Origin of the sequence: Pseudomonas sp. NBRC 111131, from assembly GCF_001320525.1 — a bacterium.
GTDB lineage: Bacteria > Pseudomonadota > Gammaproteobacteria > Pseudomonadales > Pseudomonadaceae > Aquipseudomonas > Aquipseudomonas ceruminis.
Genome location: NZ_BCBH01000005.1, coordinates 15,755 through 29,795 on the forward strand (window position 1 = coordinate 15,755; position 14,041 = coordinate 29,795).

17 protein-coding genes are annotated in these 14,041 nt (G+C 63.3%); 8 read left to right on the forward strand and 9 right to left on the reverse strand.

All coding sequences use genetic code 11. The features are described from left to right. Positions 1–13: 13 nt before the first annotated feature. The 3 genes from APH34_RS06720 to APH34_RS06730 form a co-directional block, all read right to left on the reverse strand. On the reverse strand, positions 14–250 hold the full coding sequence (locus APH34_RS06720) for a hypothetical protein (protein ID WP_054900406.1): 237 nt from the start codon (positions 248–250) through the stop codon (positions 14–16). A gap of 109 nt (positions 251–359) precedes the next feature. Further along, a complete protein-coding gene (locus APH34_RS06725) occupies positions 360–2,414 on the reverse strand; it encodes an LTA synthase family protein (protein WP_054900407.1) in 2,055 nt (684 codons plus the stop codon). Positions 2,415–2,580: 166 nt separating this feature from the next. Beyond that, positions 2,581–2,772: a PLDc N-terminal domain-containing protein gene (locus APH34_RS06730; protein WP_054900408.1), complete on the reverse strand. Its 192-nt coding sequence runs from the start codon at positions 2,770–2,772 to the stop codon at positions 2,581–2,583. Between the two features lie 126 nt (positions 2,773–2,898). Between APH34_RS06730 and APH34_RS06735 the strand changes: the two genes are divergently transcribed. Then, positions 2,899–3,837: a ZIP family metal transporter gene (locus APH34_RS06735; RefSeq protein ID WP_054900409.1), complete on the forward strand. Its 939-nt coding sequence runs from the start codon at positions 2,899–2,901 to the stop codon at positions 3,835–3,837. A 61-nt stretch (positions 3,838–3,898) separates the two neighbouring features. Here the strand turns inward: APH34_RS06735 and APH34_RS06740 are convergent, their stop codons facing one another. Together APH34_RS06740 and APH34_RS06745 are read right to left on the reverse strand one after the other, a co-directional pair. Next, entirely contained in the window at positions 3,899–4,429 is a 531-nt protein-coding gene (locus APH34_RS06740; protein WP_054900410.1) for a hypothetical protein, read from the reverse strand. Positions 4,430–4,488: 59 nt separating this feature from the next. After that, positions 4,489–5,013, reverse strand: a complete 525-nt coding sequence (locus APH34_RS06745) for an ankyrin repeat domain-containing protein (RefSeq protein WP_054900411.1) — start codon at positions 5,011–5,013, stop codon at positions 4,489–4,491. 267 nt (positions 5,014–5,280) lie between these two features. Here APH34_RS06745 and APH34_RS06750 point away from each other — a divergent pair, with 267 nt between their 5' ends. Next, complete coding sequence (locus APH34_RS06750; RefSeq protein ID WP_054900412.1) at positions 5,281–5,553, forward strand: DUF3509 domain-containing protein; 273 nt, start codon at positions 5,281–5,283, stop codon at positions 5,551–5,553. 117 nt (positions 5,554–5,670) lie between these two features. Here the strand turns inward: APH34_RS06750 and APH34_RS06755 are convergent, their stop codons facing one another. From APH34_RS06755 to aroC, 3 genes are all read right to left on the reverse strand, one after another. Next, complete coding sequence (locus APH34_RS06755) at positions 5,671–6,207, reverse strand: oxidase (protein ID WP_054900413.1); 537 nt, start codon at positions 6,205–6,207, stop codon at positions 5,671–5,673. Continuing rightward, on the reverse strand, positions 6,207–7,361 hold the full coding sequence (locus APH34_RS06760; RefSeq protein WP_054900414.1) for an MFS transporter: 1,155 nt from the start codon (positions 7,359–7,361) through the stop codon (positions 6,207–6,209). The genes APH34_RS06755 and APH34_RS06760 overlap by 1 nt, the downstream gene beginning before the upstream one ends. Before the next feature lie 117 nt (positions 7,362–7,478). Continuing rightward, the gene (aroC, locus tag APH34_RS06765) at positions 7,479–8,570 is read right to left on the reverse strand and encodes a chorismate synthase (protein ID WP_054900415.1); all 1,092 of its coding nucleotides are present in this window, start codon (positions 8,568–8,570) and stop codon (positions 7,479–7,481) included. 183 nt (positions 8,571–8,753) lie between these two features. On the opposite strand from aroC, the gene APH34_RS06770 reads away from it, so the two are divergent. Further along, positions 8,754–9,716: an alpha/beta hydrolase gene (locus APH34_RS06770; RefSeq protein WP_054900416.1), complete on the forward strand. Its 963-nt coding sequence runs from the start codon at positions 8,754–8,756 to the stop codon at positions 9,714–9,716. 83 nt (positions 9,717–9,799) lie between these two features. Beyond that, positions 9,800–10,588 carry a hypothetical protein gene (locus APH34_RS06775; protein ID WP_054900417.1) on the forward strand — a complete coding sequence of 263 codons (789 nt, stop codon included), beginning with the start codon at positions 9,800–9,802 and terminating at the stop codon, positions 10,586–10,588. A 37-nt stretch (positions 10,589–10,625) separates the two neighbouring features. On the opposite strand, the gene prmB is transcribed toward APH34_RS06775, so the two are convergent. Beyond that, entirely contained in the window at positions 10,626–11,534 is a 909-nt protein-coding gene (prmB, locus tag APH34_RS06780; RefSeq protein WP_054900418.1) for a 50S ribosomal protein L3 N(5)-glutamine methyltransferase, read from the reverse strand. Between the two features lie 179 nt (positions 11,535–11,713). On the opposite strand from prmB, the gene APH34_RS06785 reads away from it, so the two are divergent. The 4 genes from APH34_RS06785 to folE all read left to right on the forward strand — a co-directional run bounded on the left by APH34_RS06785 (position 11,714) and on the right by folE (position 14,020). Then, entirely contained in the window at positions 11,714–12,304 is a 591-nt protein-coding gene (locus APH34_RS06785; protein WP_054900419.1) for a cysteine hydrolase family protein, read from the forward strand. Between the two features lie 72 nt (positions 12,305–12,376). Beyond that, positions 12,377–12,697 (forward strand): hypothetical protein, encoded by a 321-nt coding sequence (locus APH34_RS06790; RefSeq protein WP_054900420.1) that lies wholly within the window; start codon positions 12,377–12,379, stop codon positions 12,695–12,697. 146 nt (positions 12,698–12,843) lie between these two features. Beyond that, a complete protein-coding gene (locus tag APH34_RS06795) occupies positions 12,844–13,404 on the forward strand; it encodes a Smr/MutS family protein (protein WP_054900421.1) in 561 nt (186 codons plus the stop codon). Between the two features lie 70 nt (positions 13,405–13,474). Next, entirely contained in the window at positions 13,475–14,020 is a 546-nt protein-coding gene (folE, locus tag APH34_RS06800; RefSeq protein WP_054900422.1) for a GTP cyclohydrolase I FolE, read from the forward strand. Positions 14,021–14,041: the final 21 nt, after the last annotated feature.

Genomic DNA, 14,041 nt, shown 5'->3' on the forward strand with positions numbered 1-14,041 from the left:
GCCAACCTGTGGGTCAGGGAGCTTCCTGGATGCTGCGGATGATCACGCCGTTCTGCTCCTTGAGCCAGCGTGCAGTGGGGGATGGGGCACGATCCTGGAAGTCGTTGAGGTCCAGCTCGTCCATGACCGGGAAAAGGTGCGAACGGATGGCGCGGGCCGCCTCCTCTTCGCTGGGGCACTGCTCACCGTGCATCAGCAATGTGGTCGGCTCGCCTTTCTGGTCGGCAAAAATGACTTCCCACTCTTTCATCGAATAGCCCTCTCAAGCAGAGAACATCGGGGGTGATGCCTGTAATTGCTTGACCGTGGGCCGGAGGATTTGTTCAGTCCGATCCGGCCCATCGAGGGCTAGCTCAGCGCTACTTCGGTGTACCGTGCACTACACCGGCAGTGTTATCCAGCAAGCTCTTGGTCGCCGTCTGGATGTAGGCTTCAAGCTTCTTGAGCAACTCCGGCTGGTCCGGGCTTTCGATCAGCTCGGCCTTGAACTCGCTGCCCAGTTGGTAGCGATACATGCGCGGGGTCATGTCCTTGGACTCGATGAGGATGCGGTCACCCTGCACCAGGCCGACAATCTGCTCGCTGCCCGACGGTTTGATCATGCCCACACCCTGGTCGCCCTCAGGCAGGTTGAGCAGGTCGCGGCCCCAGCACTGGTGACGGGCCTGGCCACCCAGGCGGCCCATGATGGTCGGCACGATGTCGACCTGGGTACCGACGGTGTGATTGACCGCACCGAACTTCTCCTGGATGCCCGGCGCAATCAGCAGCAGAGGCACATTGAAGCGGCCCAGGTCGAGCTCGGTGACCTGCTGTTGGTTGCCGAAACCGTGGTCACCGACAATCACGAACAGGGTGTCCTTGAAGTACGGCTCCTTGCGGGCCTTTTCGAAGAACTGGCCCAACGCCCAGTCGGAGTAGCGCATGGCAGTCAGGTGCTCGTCCAGGCGGCCCTGGCCTGTGACCTTCTCTACCGGCAGGTTGGCAGGTAATGCGTATGGCGTGTGGTTGGACAGCGTCTGCAGCAGCGCGTAGATCGGCTTCTTGCCATCGTGCTTGGCCAACTCCTCATTGCCACGGTCGAACATGTCCTGGTCGGACACGCCCCAGGTCGGGTCGGAGAACACCGGGTTGACGAAGTCGTTACGGCCAATGAACGTGGTCATGCCCTGGTTACCGAAGAACCCGGACTGATTGTCCCAGGCAAAGTCACCGTTGTAGACGTAGACGTCGTCGTAGTCTCGGGCGCTGAGCAGTGCCGGTAGGCCAGACAGCTTGTGGCCGCCCTCCGGGGTCTGCATCAGGTACTCGAAGCCCGGCAGGTTGGGGAAGCAGGCCATGGTGGCGAACATACCCTGGTGAGTGTGGGTGCCGTTGGAGAAGAAGCGGTCGAACAGCAGCCCCTCCTTGGCCAGCTTGTCGAAGTACGGGGTAATGTTGTTCGGGCTGCCCAGGGCTCCCACCGAATGACCGGCGAAGCTCTCCATCAGGATGACCACGACGTTCTTGATCGGCAGGGTACGCTCGGCCGGCGGCACGAAATCACGGCGTACGGCCGCTTCATCGGCGTCTACCAGGGTGTCGTAGGGGGTCAGCAGTTGGTCACGCACGGTCTGCGTGGCCAGCGTCTGCTCCAGTACCGGCTTCCAGATATTGGCGCGGTCCTCACCGAAGCGGCTCTTGGCGGCGTCGATGAGGGTCAGGGTACCGTTCAGGCCCAACTGGTTGACGAAGTTGGAATCGGTGGTGAAGGCATCACCCCAGCGCATGGGCGGGCCCTGGCGCAGGGTGCCACGGGCGGCGACCACGGCCACCAGCAGAATCACCATGAACACCGCAAGGCGGTTGTACCAGGGCGCAACGCGTTGCTGGCCAGTACCGCGGGTCAGGCGGTCGATACCCTTGAACAGCAGGCTCAGCAACCAGGTGCCGAACAGCCAGGCCAGCAGGTAGCGAACCACCGGGAAGCCGTACCAGAGCATGCTCAGCACGGTCTTCGGGTCTTCCTTGATGTACTGGAAGACCAGGCCGTTGAGGCGCTGGTGGAACTCGCGATAGAAGTCCATTTCCATCAGGCCGAGGAACATCACCACACTCGAGGTGATGGTCAGCCAGAAGCGAAACAGGCCGCGCTGGGCCATGGCCCAAGGGCTGAGGGTAGCCAGCAGCAGCGGCACGCTCAGGTACACCACCACCCGCAAGTCGAAGCGCAAACCGTTGAGCAAGCCCTCGGCGACGGTCGAATAGGGGGTGTCGCCGATCATGTCGCTGTTGTAGATCAGCAGCGCCAGGCGCACCAGGCTGAGCATCAACATGATCACCAGGCCGCTGAGCAGCGTGTAGGCCAGGTGGGATTTCAAGGTCGGCGTGAAAGCTCGCGCGCCCTGTTGCTTCAAGGCATCCGTGTTAGCCATGAATGGGGAGATCCTAGGATTGCGGGTTTGCGGAGATGGCGCAGGCCAACGGCCCACGCAGCATTGTGCGGGTGCGGATTCTGTTTAAACCAATGTGAAAATTTTGTCACGAGCCTGTTGCTGTTTTTGTCTGTTACGGGCGCCTCGCGGGTAAATCCGCGCCCGGTCATGCCCGTACATTGCCCCTGGGCCCGGCAATCGCCCAGATCACCAACCCGATCACCGGCAGCAGCGCGATCAGCAAAATCCACAACACCTTGACCCCCACCTCACTGCCGCTCCTGAACACATTGAGGATCGCCCAGATGTCCAGGGCCAGAATGATAAGGCCAACCAGGCCATTGAAAGTGGAACCCATGCCAATACCCTCGTTAGAAGTGCGTGAGGCTGAGCATAGTCAGCTATCACGTCGATAGAAGGGAATCCTTGGCCAGCCCTGTGGGTCACTGGATAAACTGCAGTCATCCACCGTTTAGAGGTTCGCATGCCCCCAGCCCATACCCAAAGCGCCACCCCGCCCTCTTTGCTGAGCGCCTGGCGGCAACAGGTCATGAACACCCCATGGCTCAGCGCGGGCCTTGGGGTGAGTTTGCTGGTGGTCATCGCGCTGCTGGCGGCAAGCTTCTGGAACGCGGTAAACGGCGACCATGCCGACAACCTGCACCTGGCGCTACTGGGTGGCTTGTCGGGCTTCGGCGCCACGGCTCTGGGTGCGGTGCTGGCAGTGGTGCTGCGCGACGTCAGCGCACGCAGCCAGGATGTGATGCTCGGCTTCGCGGCAGGCATGATGCTGGCGGCCAGCTCGTTTTCGCTGATTCTGCCAGGGCTGGATGCGGCACGGGAAATCACCGGCAATGGCCCGGCCGCAGCCTTTACCGTGGTATTGGGCATGGGCCTGGGCGTGCTGCTGATGCTCGGCCTTGACCGTTTCACCCCGCACGAACATGAAAGCACCGGCCCCTGTGGCCCCGAGGCCGAGCGCATCAGCCGGGTGTGGCTGTTCGTGCTGGCGATCACCCTGCACAACCTGCCAGAGGGCATGGCGATTGGCGTGAGCTTTGCCAATGGCGACATGAACATCGGCCTGCCGCTGACCAGCGCCATCGCCATCCAGGACATTCCCGAGGGCCTGGCCGTGGCCTTGGCTTTGCGCGCAACCGGCCTGTCAAACATGAAGGCTGCGCTCGTGGCGATCGGGTCAGGCTTGATGGAGCCTCTGGGCGCAGTGATCGGGCTCGGCATTTCTACCGGATTTGCGCTGGCCTACCCCATCAGCATGGGGCTGGCGGCGGGGGCGATGATCTTCGTGGTGTCACACGAGGTGATCCCCGAGACCCATCGGAACGGGCACCAGACGTCGGCAACCCTGGGGTTGATGGGCGGGTTTGCGGTGATGATGTTTCTGGATACCGCGCTGGGCTGAAACCCATCCGGTTGACCGCACTGGCCCTGCACGCGTATTCCCGTAAAGGGCCATGGGCGCATCAGACATGCACCGCGACCTTAAGCGCCTCCAACGCCGGCTCGACCTTGATGCCCAGTTCCGTTCCCAGCTCCAGCACCCGCAGCAGGTCGTTCTGGCCCACCATCACCATCTGTAGCTCGTCATCGAGCAACTGGCTGAAATTGACCAGCACATAACCGCCAGCGTCCTTGTTCAAGGCACCCATTTGCACCTGAATACGGTTTAGCGCCGTCAGCGGTTCGGTACGCGCCAGCTGCTTGGGCTTGAGGGTCAACGGCACGCTTTTGTCGAACGAGTCACTGATGTGCTGGAACAGCTCCTGGTAACTGTCGGCCTGGAACACCACTGTGTCCGGCAGGCTGCCCAGCACCACCCACTCCCCAAGCGGGATGGGGAAGCTGTCGTCGTAGTTGATGTCCGGGTTGGCAGCGAGGAAGGCGGCGGGGTCGGCGTAGGCCTGGGCGGCCTCGTCGGCAATGCGCTCGATATCGTCATCGCGCATGCAGCCGGCGGCAATGAGACTGATGAATTCGAGCAACTGGTTTTTCATGAAGGGGGCCTGCGACGGGTGAAAAGTCGCCAAGGATAGCCGCAAATGCCCCCTTGCAGTTAGCCGGCCAGCGCCTGCAGGCGTGCGGCAGTGTCCGCCGCGCCCATGGTCTGGGCAGCCATCAGCGCGGTAGCGCCCCGCGCATCCTGGCGCGCAGGGTCGGCGCCTTGGGCCAGCAGGTAATCAAGGATTTCACTGCGGTTGAACATGGCCGCCAGCATCAGTGCGGTACGCCCGTCCTGGGCCGCGGCATCCACCGGCACGCCGTTGTCCAGCAACAGGCGGATCATCGCCAGATCCCCCTTGAATGCAGCACCGGCAATCGGCAGTTGGCCGTTGTCATTGGCAATCAGGGCGTCGGCGCCATGCGCCAACAGCACACGTACCGCATCGTGATGGCCATGGTAACTGGCCAGCATCAGCAGCGTGTCACCCTTGTGGTTGCGCAGGTTCGCCGGCAGACCGCTGGCCAGCAGGCGTTCGAGCATCGGAGCATCGCCCTGGCGTGCGCGCTCGAAGACCTGTTCGGCGAATGCCGCGGTTTCTTCATCGGTCATGGCAGCGGGCGTGTGTTGGTCGGACATCTGGAACCTCCTGGCAGAAAAGATTGCCCAAGTGTTTGTCAGGCACGGCCGGTAGGTCAAAGGTTCAGAATCTATGAGGACGATAGAGATTACCCCGCCCGTGCAAAATGCACTATGCAAAATGCACGACCATGCAGCCTGCACGACGCCACTGGCTAAAACAGTACGTAACTCATTGATTTTAAAGCACTTTATGATAAGTACAGTTCTGGCACGGTCACTGCAACATACAACTCACGTCTGCCCACTTAACAGTCAGGAGTTGATATGGACCTCATCCAGGAAAAATTTGTCTCGGTGTTCTCGGCCTACCAGGTCACCACCCAGCCACGCCCCGATGGTGGCATCCTGCTGACCCTTCGCGCCGCTGATGGCAAAGTGACTCGCCGCGTGCTGACCTACGGGCAACTGCACAGTGCCGAGCAACTTTCCTGGGCGATCAGCGCCATTCGCCGTGATCTGGCCGAACAGGCCAGTGAATTGCCAGTCATCTCGATGCTGCAGAGCCAGCAGCGCTTCGCGCTGCCCACCTACCGCTGAGTTTGTCTGCACCGGCCCTGGCGCGGGTAAACCTGCTTTCACCACGTACTGCATTGCCCATAGGGATGGCGGGGTACGTGGTAAAACAGGCTTACCCGCAAGGGGCCGGAGCGGACACTAAAGCTCGTCGATCCCTGCGAAGGATCGCGCCGTTTCATCCCCGGTAAAGCGCGCCTGGGCCCCATGTTCACTGGCAAACAAGCGCAGCGCCAGGCAGAACGGATTGTCCCCCAGCTCTATCCAGCGCCGGCTACCTGCCGGTATCTCCAGTTGGTCGCCCTTCTCACACAACACCGCATAGACATAGTCGCCAAGGCGCAACCCTATTTGCGCACGGCCTGTCACCACGGCAAACACTTCGTCAACATCATGCACATGCTCATCACGCAGGTCGGCCTGCGCCGGGTCGGCACCGTTGCGGTTGAGCACGGTGAACGCCTTGCTGCCCTGGGCGGTCATCAGCGTATCGAGGTGTTCGCGGCACGCGTTGAGCACCTCGTCCTGGCTGGTGCCTGGACGCACCCGTAATTCGAGCGAGGTGTGGACAAAACGCACGCCCTGCTCGGCCAACGTCGCGGCGATGTCGGCATGGTGGGTCAGTACCTTGTTCGGCAAGGCCGGGCTGGACAGGTGGTAAACACAGAGGATGCTCATCAGCGGCGGGTCCTGGTCGATTTCAAACGAGTGGCAATGATAACGGCTGCCGCTAGCGCTGCGGCACTGGCCATACCAAAGGTGAAGGTCGGCCCCAGCCATTTCCAGCTGTAGCCTGAATACAGCGCCCCCAACGCACCGCCTGTGCCCGACAGCGCCGCATACAGCGCCTGACCCTGGCCTTGCTGGCGGGCGCCGAAACTGGCCTGCACGAATGCGATGGACGCAGCATGAAAGCAGCCGAACGTCGCAGCATGCAACAGTTGGGCGAAGATCAGCACGCTCGGTTCGCCCGCCAGGTTGCCCAACAGCAGCCAGCGCACGGCCGCCAGCACAAAGCTGACCAGCAACACCTGCTGCACGCTGAAGCGGGCAAAGATGCGACTCATGGCCATGAACATGAGCACTTCGGCCACCACGCCCAGCGCCCATAGCAACCCGATGGCCCCGCGGCTGTAACCCAGGTGCTCAAGGTGCAAGGTGAGGAAGGTGTAGTACGGGCCGTGGCTCAGTTGCATGAGCGCGACACAGGCGTAGAAAGCCACAACCCCCGGGGCCATCAACTGACGCAGGAAGCCTCCTGCTGCGCGGCGCTCGCCCTGCTCCACCGGCTGGGCGTTGGGCACCCACAGGCTGGCAGCGACGATACCGGCCATGATAGTCACCAGGGCGACGGGGTAGATGTCCAGGCTTAGCCATTCGAACAAACGCCCCAACCCCACCACGGTCAGGATGAAACCGATCGAGCCCCATAGCCGCACCTGGCTGTAGCGCGCCGTCTGGCCGTGCAGGTGGGCCAGGGTGATGACCTCGAACTGCGGCAGCACCGCGTGCCAGAAGAACGCGTGCAAGGCCATGACCAACGCCAGCCAGGCATAGCTCTTGCCAAAGAAGATCAGCGAGAAGGTGGCCAGGGTCGACAACGCACCCAACCGCACGATCAGTAGCCGCTGGCCGCTGCGGTCACCCAGCCACCCCCACAGGTTGGGGGCGATGCAGCGCATCAGCATGGGGATGGCCACCAGCTCGCCGATGCGCGCCGGAGGGAAGCCGAGGTGGTCGAAGTACAGGGCCAGGAATGGGGCTGTGGAACCCAGCAGCGCGAAGTAGAACAGGTAAAAGCTGGACAGGCGCCAGTAGGGGATCGGGTTCATCAGGGCTCAGCCAGTAGGGTATTGCCTGTTCCGGCCCTCACAGGCTCACCCCCCTTGCGAAACGCGTGGGGTGTCTGTGGAGAGCCGGCTCGCCGGCGATAAGCCGGAACAGACCAATCAGCGCTGGCCCAGCACCGGGGTAGCGACCTTCACCTCGGCATTCTGCGCACGATGACGCAGCAGGTGGTCCATCAGCGCGATGGCCATCATCGCCTCGGCGATGGGCGTGGCGCGGATACCCACGCACGGGTCATGACGGCCCTTGGTGATCACCTCCACCGGGTTGCCATCGACATCGATCGAGCGGCCCGGCGTGGTGATGCTGGAGGTCGGCTTGAGCGCCAGGTGAGCGACGATCGGCTGGCCCGAACTGATACCGCCAAGGATGCCGCCGGCATTGTTGCTGAGGAACCCTTCCGGGGTCAGCTCATCACGGTGTTCGGTGCCGCGCTGAGCGACGCTGGCGAAGCCCGCGCCGATTTCCACCCCCTTGACCGCGTTGATGCTCATCAGCGCATGGGCGAGCTCGGCGTCGAGCCGGTCGAAGATCGGCTCGCCAAGGCCCGGCATCACGCCTTCGGCGACCACGGTGATCTTGGCGCCGACTGAATCCTGGTCGCGGCGCAGTTGATCCATGTAGGCCTCGAGCTCTGGCACCTTGTCCGGGTCCGGGCAGAAGAAGGCGTTGTCCTCTACCGAGTCCCAGGTCTTGAAGGGGATCTCGATCGGGCCAAGCTGGCTCATGTAGCCGCGCACCTGAATACCCTGCGTCGCCAGGTACTTCTTGGCGATGGCTCCGGCGGCCACGCGCATGGCGGTTTCGCGGGCCGAACTGCGGCCACCGCCGCGGTAGTCGCGGGTGCCGTATTTGTGGTGGTAGGTGTAATCGGCATGGGCCGGCCGGAACAGGTCCTTGATGGCCGAATAGTCCTTGGACTTCTGGTCGGTGTTGCGGATCAGCAAGCCGATCGAGCAGCCGGTGGTGCGGCCTTCGAACACGCCTGAGAGGATTTCGACTTCGTCCGGCTCCTGGCGTTGGGTGGTGTGCCGGCTGGTGCCAGGCTTGCGCCGATCAAGGTCGTGCTGCAGATCGGCGAGGGAGATTTCCAGGCCCGGAGGGCAGCCATCGACAATGGCGACCAACGCCGGGCCATGGCTTTCGCCAGCGGTGGTGACAGTGAACAGCTTGCCGTAGGTATTGCCGGACATGAATGCTCCGCGAATCTGCCTGAGGTGAACGAGGCCGCCAGTATACGGAAATTTTCATGTGGGTTGGTTGTCTGTGCAGGCCTGTTCACGGCCAACCTCACGAACAGACCTGCACCGCCCCGCTATCTGCCGAACCTTCCCGCAAACGTTGGGTCAAAACGTCATCTCCCCATGTAGTACCGCATGATGCCGCGCCTCGTCGCCTTCCTCCTTCTGCTGTGCACCGGCCTGGCTCAGGCCGCCGCGCCTACCGTTCTGCAACGCCCCATCGACCTGGACACCGGCCAGGGCGTGCTGCACGGCAGCCTGCTGTTGCCCCAACAAGCCACGCCACCCCCGGTGGTGCTGATCATCGCGGGCTCCGGCCCCACTGACCGCGACGGCAACAACCCAGCCTCGGGGCGCATCGATAACCTCAAGCGCCTGGCGCTGCTGCTGGCCAACGAGCATATCGCCAGCGTGCGTTACGACAAGCGCGGCGTGGCCGCCAGCCAGCCGGCCACGCCTGACGAACGCAATCTCAGCGTCGAGCGCTACGTCGCCGACGTAGTGGCCTGGAGCCGCAAGCTCAAGGCCGACCCACGCTTCGGCCCACTGATCCTGGTCGGCCACAGCGAAGGCGCGCTGATCGCCAGCCTCGCTGCCGAGCAGGCCGGCGCCAGTGCGGTGATCACCCTGGCCGGCAGTGGCCGGCCGCTGGCGGACGTGCTGCGCGAGCAACTGGCGCAACGCCTGCCCCCGACCCAACTGGCCCGCGGCAGCGCCCTGCTCGACCGCCTGCAGGCCGGGCAAACCAGCCTGGATGTGCCGGCCCCCTTGCGCCAGGTGTTTCGCCCCAGCGTGCAGCCGTACCTGATCTCGCTGTTCCGCCAGGACCCGGCACAGGCCTTCGCCCGCCTGCCCATGCCGGCGCTGATCGTCCAGGGCCGCAACGACGTGCAGGTAGACGTCGCCGATGCCGAGCGTCTCAAGGCGGCCAAGCCGGACGCCCAGCTGGTGCTGATCGACGGCATGAACCACATGTTGCGTATCAGCCCCAAGGACATGCGCTTGCAACGCGACAGCTACCTCAACCCGGAGTTGCCCTTGGCCCGCGAACTGGGTGAACGGGTAGTGACGTTCATTCACCAACTGCCCTCCGCCTGAGGAGATCGGCGCAAAATGGCCTCAGGTCCTGGACGATACGGCCGATACGCTCTGTATTGGCCTGTATTTTGAGAACCGTCCAGATGACCGATGCCCCCGCCGCCGTAGAGCCGGCCGAAGAGCCACAAGCCCCGGAAAGCCCCCCGCTACCTTGGGCCGACCTAGCTGTCGAACACTTCCAGTTGCTGCGCCTGGCGCCTCTGCCCACCGACCGCAGCAGTGGCGCACGACCACTGCGCTTCGTGGAGTTCGGCCATGCCGAGCGTCACGACAAGGCCCACAGCCTGCTGCGCATGGAAATCCGCCTGCCTGGGCAGAAAGTGCGCAAGGAGCAGAACCAGCTGGACGTGCGCGTGGACCACGCCGAGCGCCAGGTGAGCATCGGCAATGACGGCGGCCTGCAGCTGGAGCCCGTGAACCGCGGCCTTGGCCGTTTCATGCTGGCCCAGGCAGTGCAGTGGCTGCAGCGCAAATGGCCGCATTACCAGGTTCAAGGCATGGCCCTGCCAAACAAGGATGCGCTGAATGAAGATACGCGCCTGCGCCGCGACCGCTTCCTCGGCGCGACCGGCATCGAGGTCGAATACGCCGACCCACAGCATCTCAAAGGCCGTAGCGTCGAAACCACGGTGGGCCAGCTCAAGGGTGGTTGGAACAGCGAAAAGGTACAGCGCGTAGGCATGCTCGATGCGGCGGGCATGTTGCAGCAGGCCGAGCAGCAGCTGCAGGAGAAAGTCGCCCAGTTGCGCGAGCGTGATGAGCGGGTGGCCAAGTACCAGCGCGAAGACAGCGGGCTGCGCTTTACCATCACCTGCCTGGTGGCCTTTGCAGTGTTCCAGGCGGGGTTGTTGATCTGGATTGCCACGCACTAGGGACCCGGGGCTGACGTGCAGCCCCAGGCCTTCAGCGTCAGACCCGAGCCTTGAACAGCTCCTGATGCTGCCGGCACTGCTCCGCCGTCAGCATGAACACCCCGTGCCCGCCCCGTTCGAACTCCAGCCAGGCAAAATCAACCTCGGGGTACAGCGCCTCGACATGCACTTGGCTGTTGCCCACCTCGACAATCAACAGCCCTTTGTCGGTCAGGTGTTCGGCCGCCTCGGCAAGCATGCGTCGCACCAGGTCCAGGCCATCGTTGCCACACGCCAGGCCTATCTTCGGCTCGTGGTGATACTCGGCCGGCATGTCACCGAAGTCTTCGGCATCGACATACGGCGGGTTGGACAGGATCAGGTCGAAACGCTGCCCTGGCAGGCCGCCGAAACCGTCGCCTTGCACGGTGTACACGCGCTCCTCGAGGCCATGGCGCTCGATGTTCTGGTTGGCCACCTCCAGTGCCTCGAAGGACAGGTCGGCAAGCACCACCTCGGCGTCGGGGAACACTTCGGCCGCCACGATGCCGATGCAGCCGGAGCCGGTGCACAGGTCGAGGATGCGTGCAGGTTCGGCCGCCAGCCACGGCTCGAAGCGTTTTTCGATCAGCTCGCCGATCGGTGAACGGGGCACCAGCACGCGCTCATCGACGATGAACGACATGCCGCAGAACCAGGCCTCGCCCAGCAGATAGGCGGTGGGCACGCGTTCTTCGATACGGCGCTTGAGCAGGTGCTGCAGGCGTACGCGCTCGTCGTCCTCGAGCTGGCAGTCCAGGTAGCTGTCGGCTACCTCCCAGGGCAGGTGCACCGCACCGAGCACCAGCAGGCGGGCTTCGTCCCAGGCATTGTCGGCACCGTGGCCGAAGAACAGCTCGTGCTCATGGAAGCGGCTGACCGCCCAGCGGATGTGGTCGCGCAACGTGCGCAGACGAGATGTGATCACGGGGTACTCCTATTCAGACCTGACAAAAGTCTAACAGCCCAAACCGCACAATTGTTGCCACGGATCACCCCGTGAGTAGCCACAGGCCAGTAATCACGCCGGTTACGATGTCAACCATTCCCATTGGCGCCAAGGCAGGGGAGAATAGGTATACAAAAGCCCTACCCAAGGAGCCCTTGATGTCCGTTCCAACCACGATGTTCCGCCTCACTGGCCGCGACTACCCGCCGGCCAAGCTGAGCCAAGCCAGCCTGATCATCATCGATGCGCAAAAAGAGTACCTCAGTGGTCCGCTCGCGCTGTCGGGCATGGACGAGGCCGTGGCCAACATCGCCAGGTTGCTCGACGCCGCCCGCAAGGCCGGCCGTCCGATCATCCACGTCCGCCACCTCGGCACTGTCGGCGGTCGCTTCGACCCACAGGGCCCAGCGGGTGAATTCATCCCGGGCCTGGAGCCACGCGACGGTGAAATCATCATCGAAAAGCGCATGCCCAACGCCTTCAAGAACACTAAACTGCACGAAACCCTCCAGGAGTTGGGCCACCTGGACTTGATCGTGTGCGGTTTCATGAGCCATTCCAGCGTCAGCACCACGGTACGCCGGGCCAAGGACTATGGTTACCGTTGCACCCTGGTGGAAGATGCCTCGGCTACCCGCGACCTGGCCCTGAAAGACCAGGTCATTCCGGCTGCACAGATTCACGCGTGCGAAATGGCCGTGATGGCCGACAACTTCGCCTGCGTCGCGCCTACCGCCAGCCTGATCTGACCGCCCGGCGGCCAGGCGGAACCCGAAGGTCGACCGCAGGTCGTATTCCGGATGTCCACAGAGGAAATCGGAATGAAACTCAAAGGCAGTTTCGACGCCAAGCGCCTGCGCCCGCGCGAACCGCGTAACTGGGGTGCCCGCCTGGCCGCCGGCTTGTCGGCACTGCTGGCAACGCTCGGCGTGCTGCTGGCCATGGCCGGCGTCGCCGGGCTGCTCGGCAATTACCCGGCGCTGGCCGAACTCAACGCCAATCGGGCGTTGTCCGGCACCCTGACGGTGGCCGGGTTGTTGCTGTTGTACCTGGGGGTGCGCTTCTGGCGGCGTAGCCGCATTCGCTTGCGCCGCGGGCGAGAGCTGAACCTGTCGCCGCACCTGATGAAGAAGCACGACTAAAGCCCTCGCTGCCTCCATGCCCTGTCGCCGGCAAGCCGGCGCCCACAGTTCGATGGTGCCTTAGCGGAGCCGGCTTACTGGCGATAGGGCCGGTGCTGACGCAAAAGGGCTGATCGCGTAAACTACGCCGCCCACGCGGAGGCAGCATGCAAGACGACGATTTCTCCCTGTTCAGCGCCGAGGTGCGCGGCGTCAAGCCGATCAAGCACGACCGTGCCGAAGTCGGTAAACCCAAGGCTGACCGCAAGCAGCTCGCCGGCCTGCGGCAGGCCGCGACCGTGCCTAGCGACCAGCCGCTGGTGATCGACGGCCTGTCGGACCAGTTCGTCATCGACGTGGGCGCCGAAGACGAACTGATGTGGCGCCGCGACGGCGTACAGGAAAGCCAGATCCGTAAGCTCAAGCTGGGTCAGATTGCGTTCGAGGGCAGCCTCGATCTGCACGGCATGAGCGTGGAAAAGGCGCGCGAGACCCTCTGGGACTTCATCGCCGAGGCCACCAAGCTGGAAGTGCGCTGCGTGCGCGTTACCCACGGCAAGGCGGCACGCCTGGATGGCAAGCGCCCAATGATCAAGAGCCACGTCAACACCTGGTTGCGCCAGCACCCGCAGGTGCTCGGTTTTACCTCGTGCCAGGCCCGCCACGGCGGCACCGGTGCGGTGTACGTGATGCTCAAACGAACCATGATGGAAGGCCGCGACGAGTAACGCCACGCTTGCAGCAAGGGCGTTGCCGCCGTACCCTTCGTTTTTGCGATTTTTTCCCACAGGTAGATACATGTCCCTGGAACAGAACTACACCGAGATCCTCAGCCAACTTGGCGAGGACGTCTCCCGTGAGGGCCTGCTCGACACGCCCAAGCGGGCTGCAAAGGCCATGAAGTACCTTTGCCGCGGTTACGAGCAGACGCTGGAAGAAGTGACCAACGGCGCCCTGTTCACCTCCGACAACAGCGAAATGGTGCTGGTCCGGGACATCGAGCTGTATTCGATGTGCGAACACCACATGCTGCCTTTCATCGGCAAGGCCCATGTGGCCTACCTGCCCAAGGGCAAGGTGCTGGGCCTGTCCAAGGTCGCGCGGATCGTCGACATGTACGCCCGCCGCCTGCAGATCCAGGAAAACCTCAGCCGCCAGATCGCCGAGGCCGTACAGCAGGTCACTGGCGCTGCGGGTGTGGCCGTGGTCATCGAGGCCAAGCACATGTGCATGATGATGCGCGGTGTCGAGAAACAGAACTCGACCATGCTCACCTCGGTGATGCTCGGTGAGTTCCGCGAGAACGCGGCAACCCGCAGCGAGTTCCTCAGCCTGATCAAGTGATCGGCGCGTGACCCGAGCCGA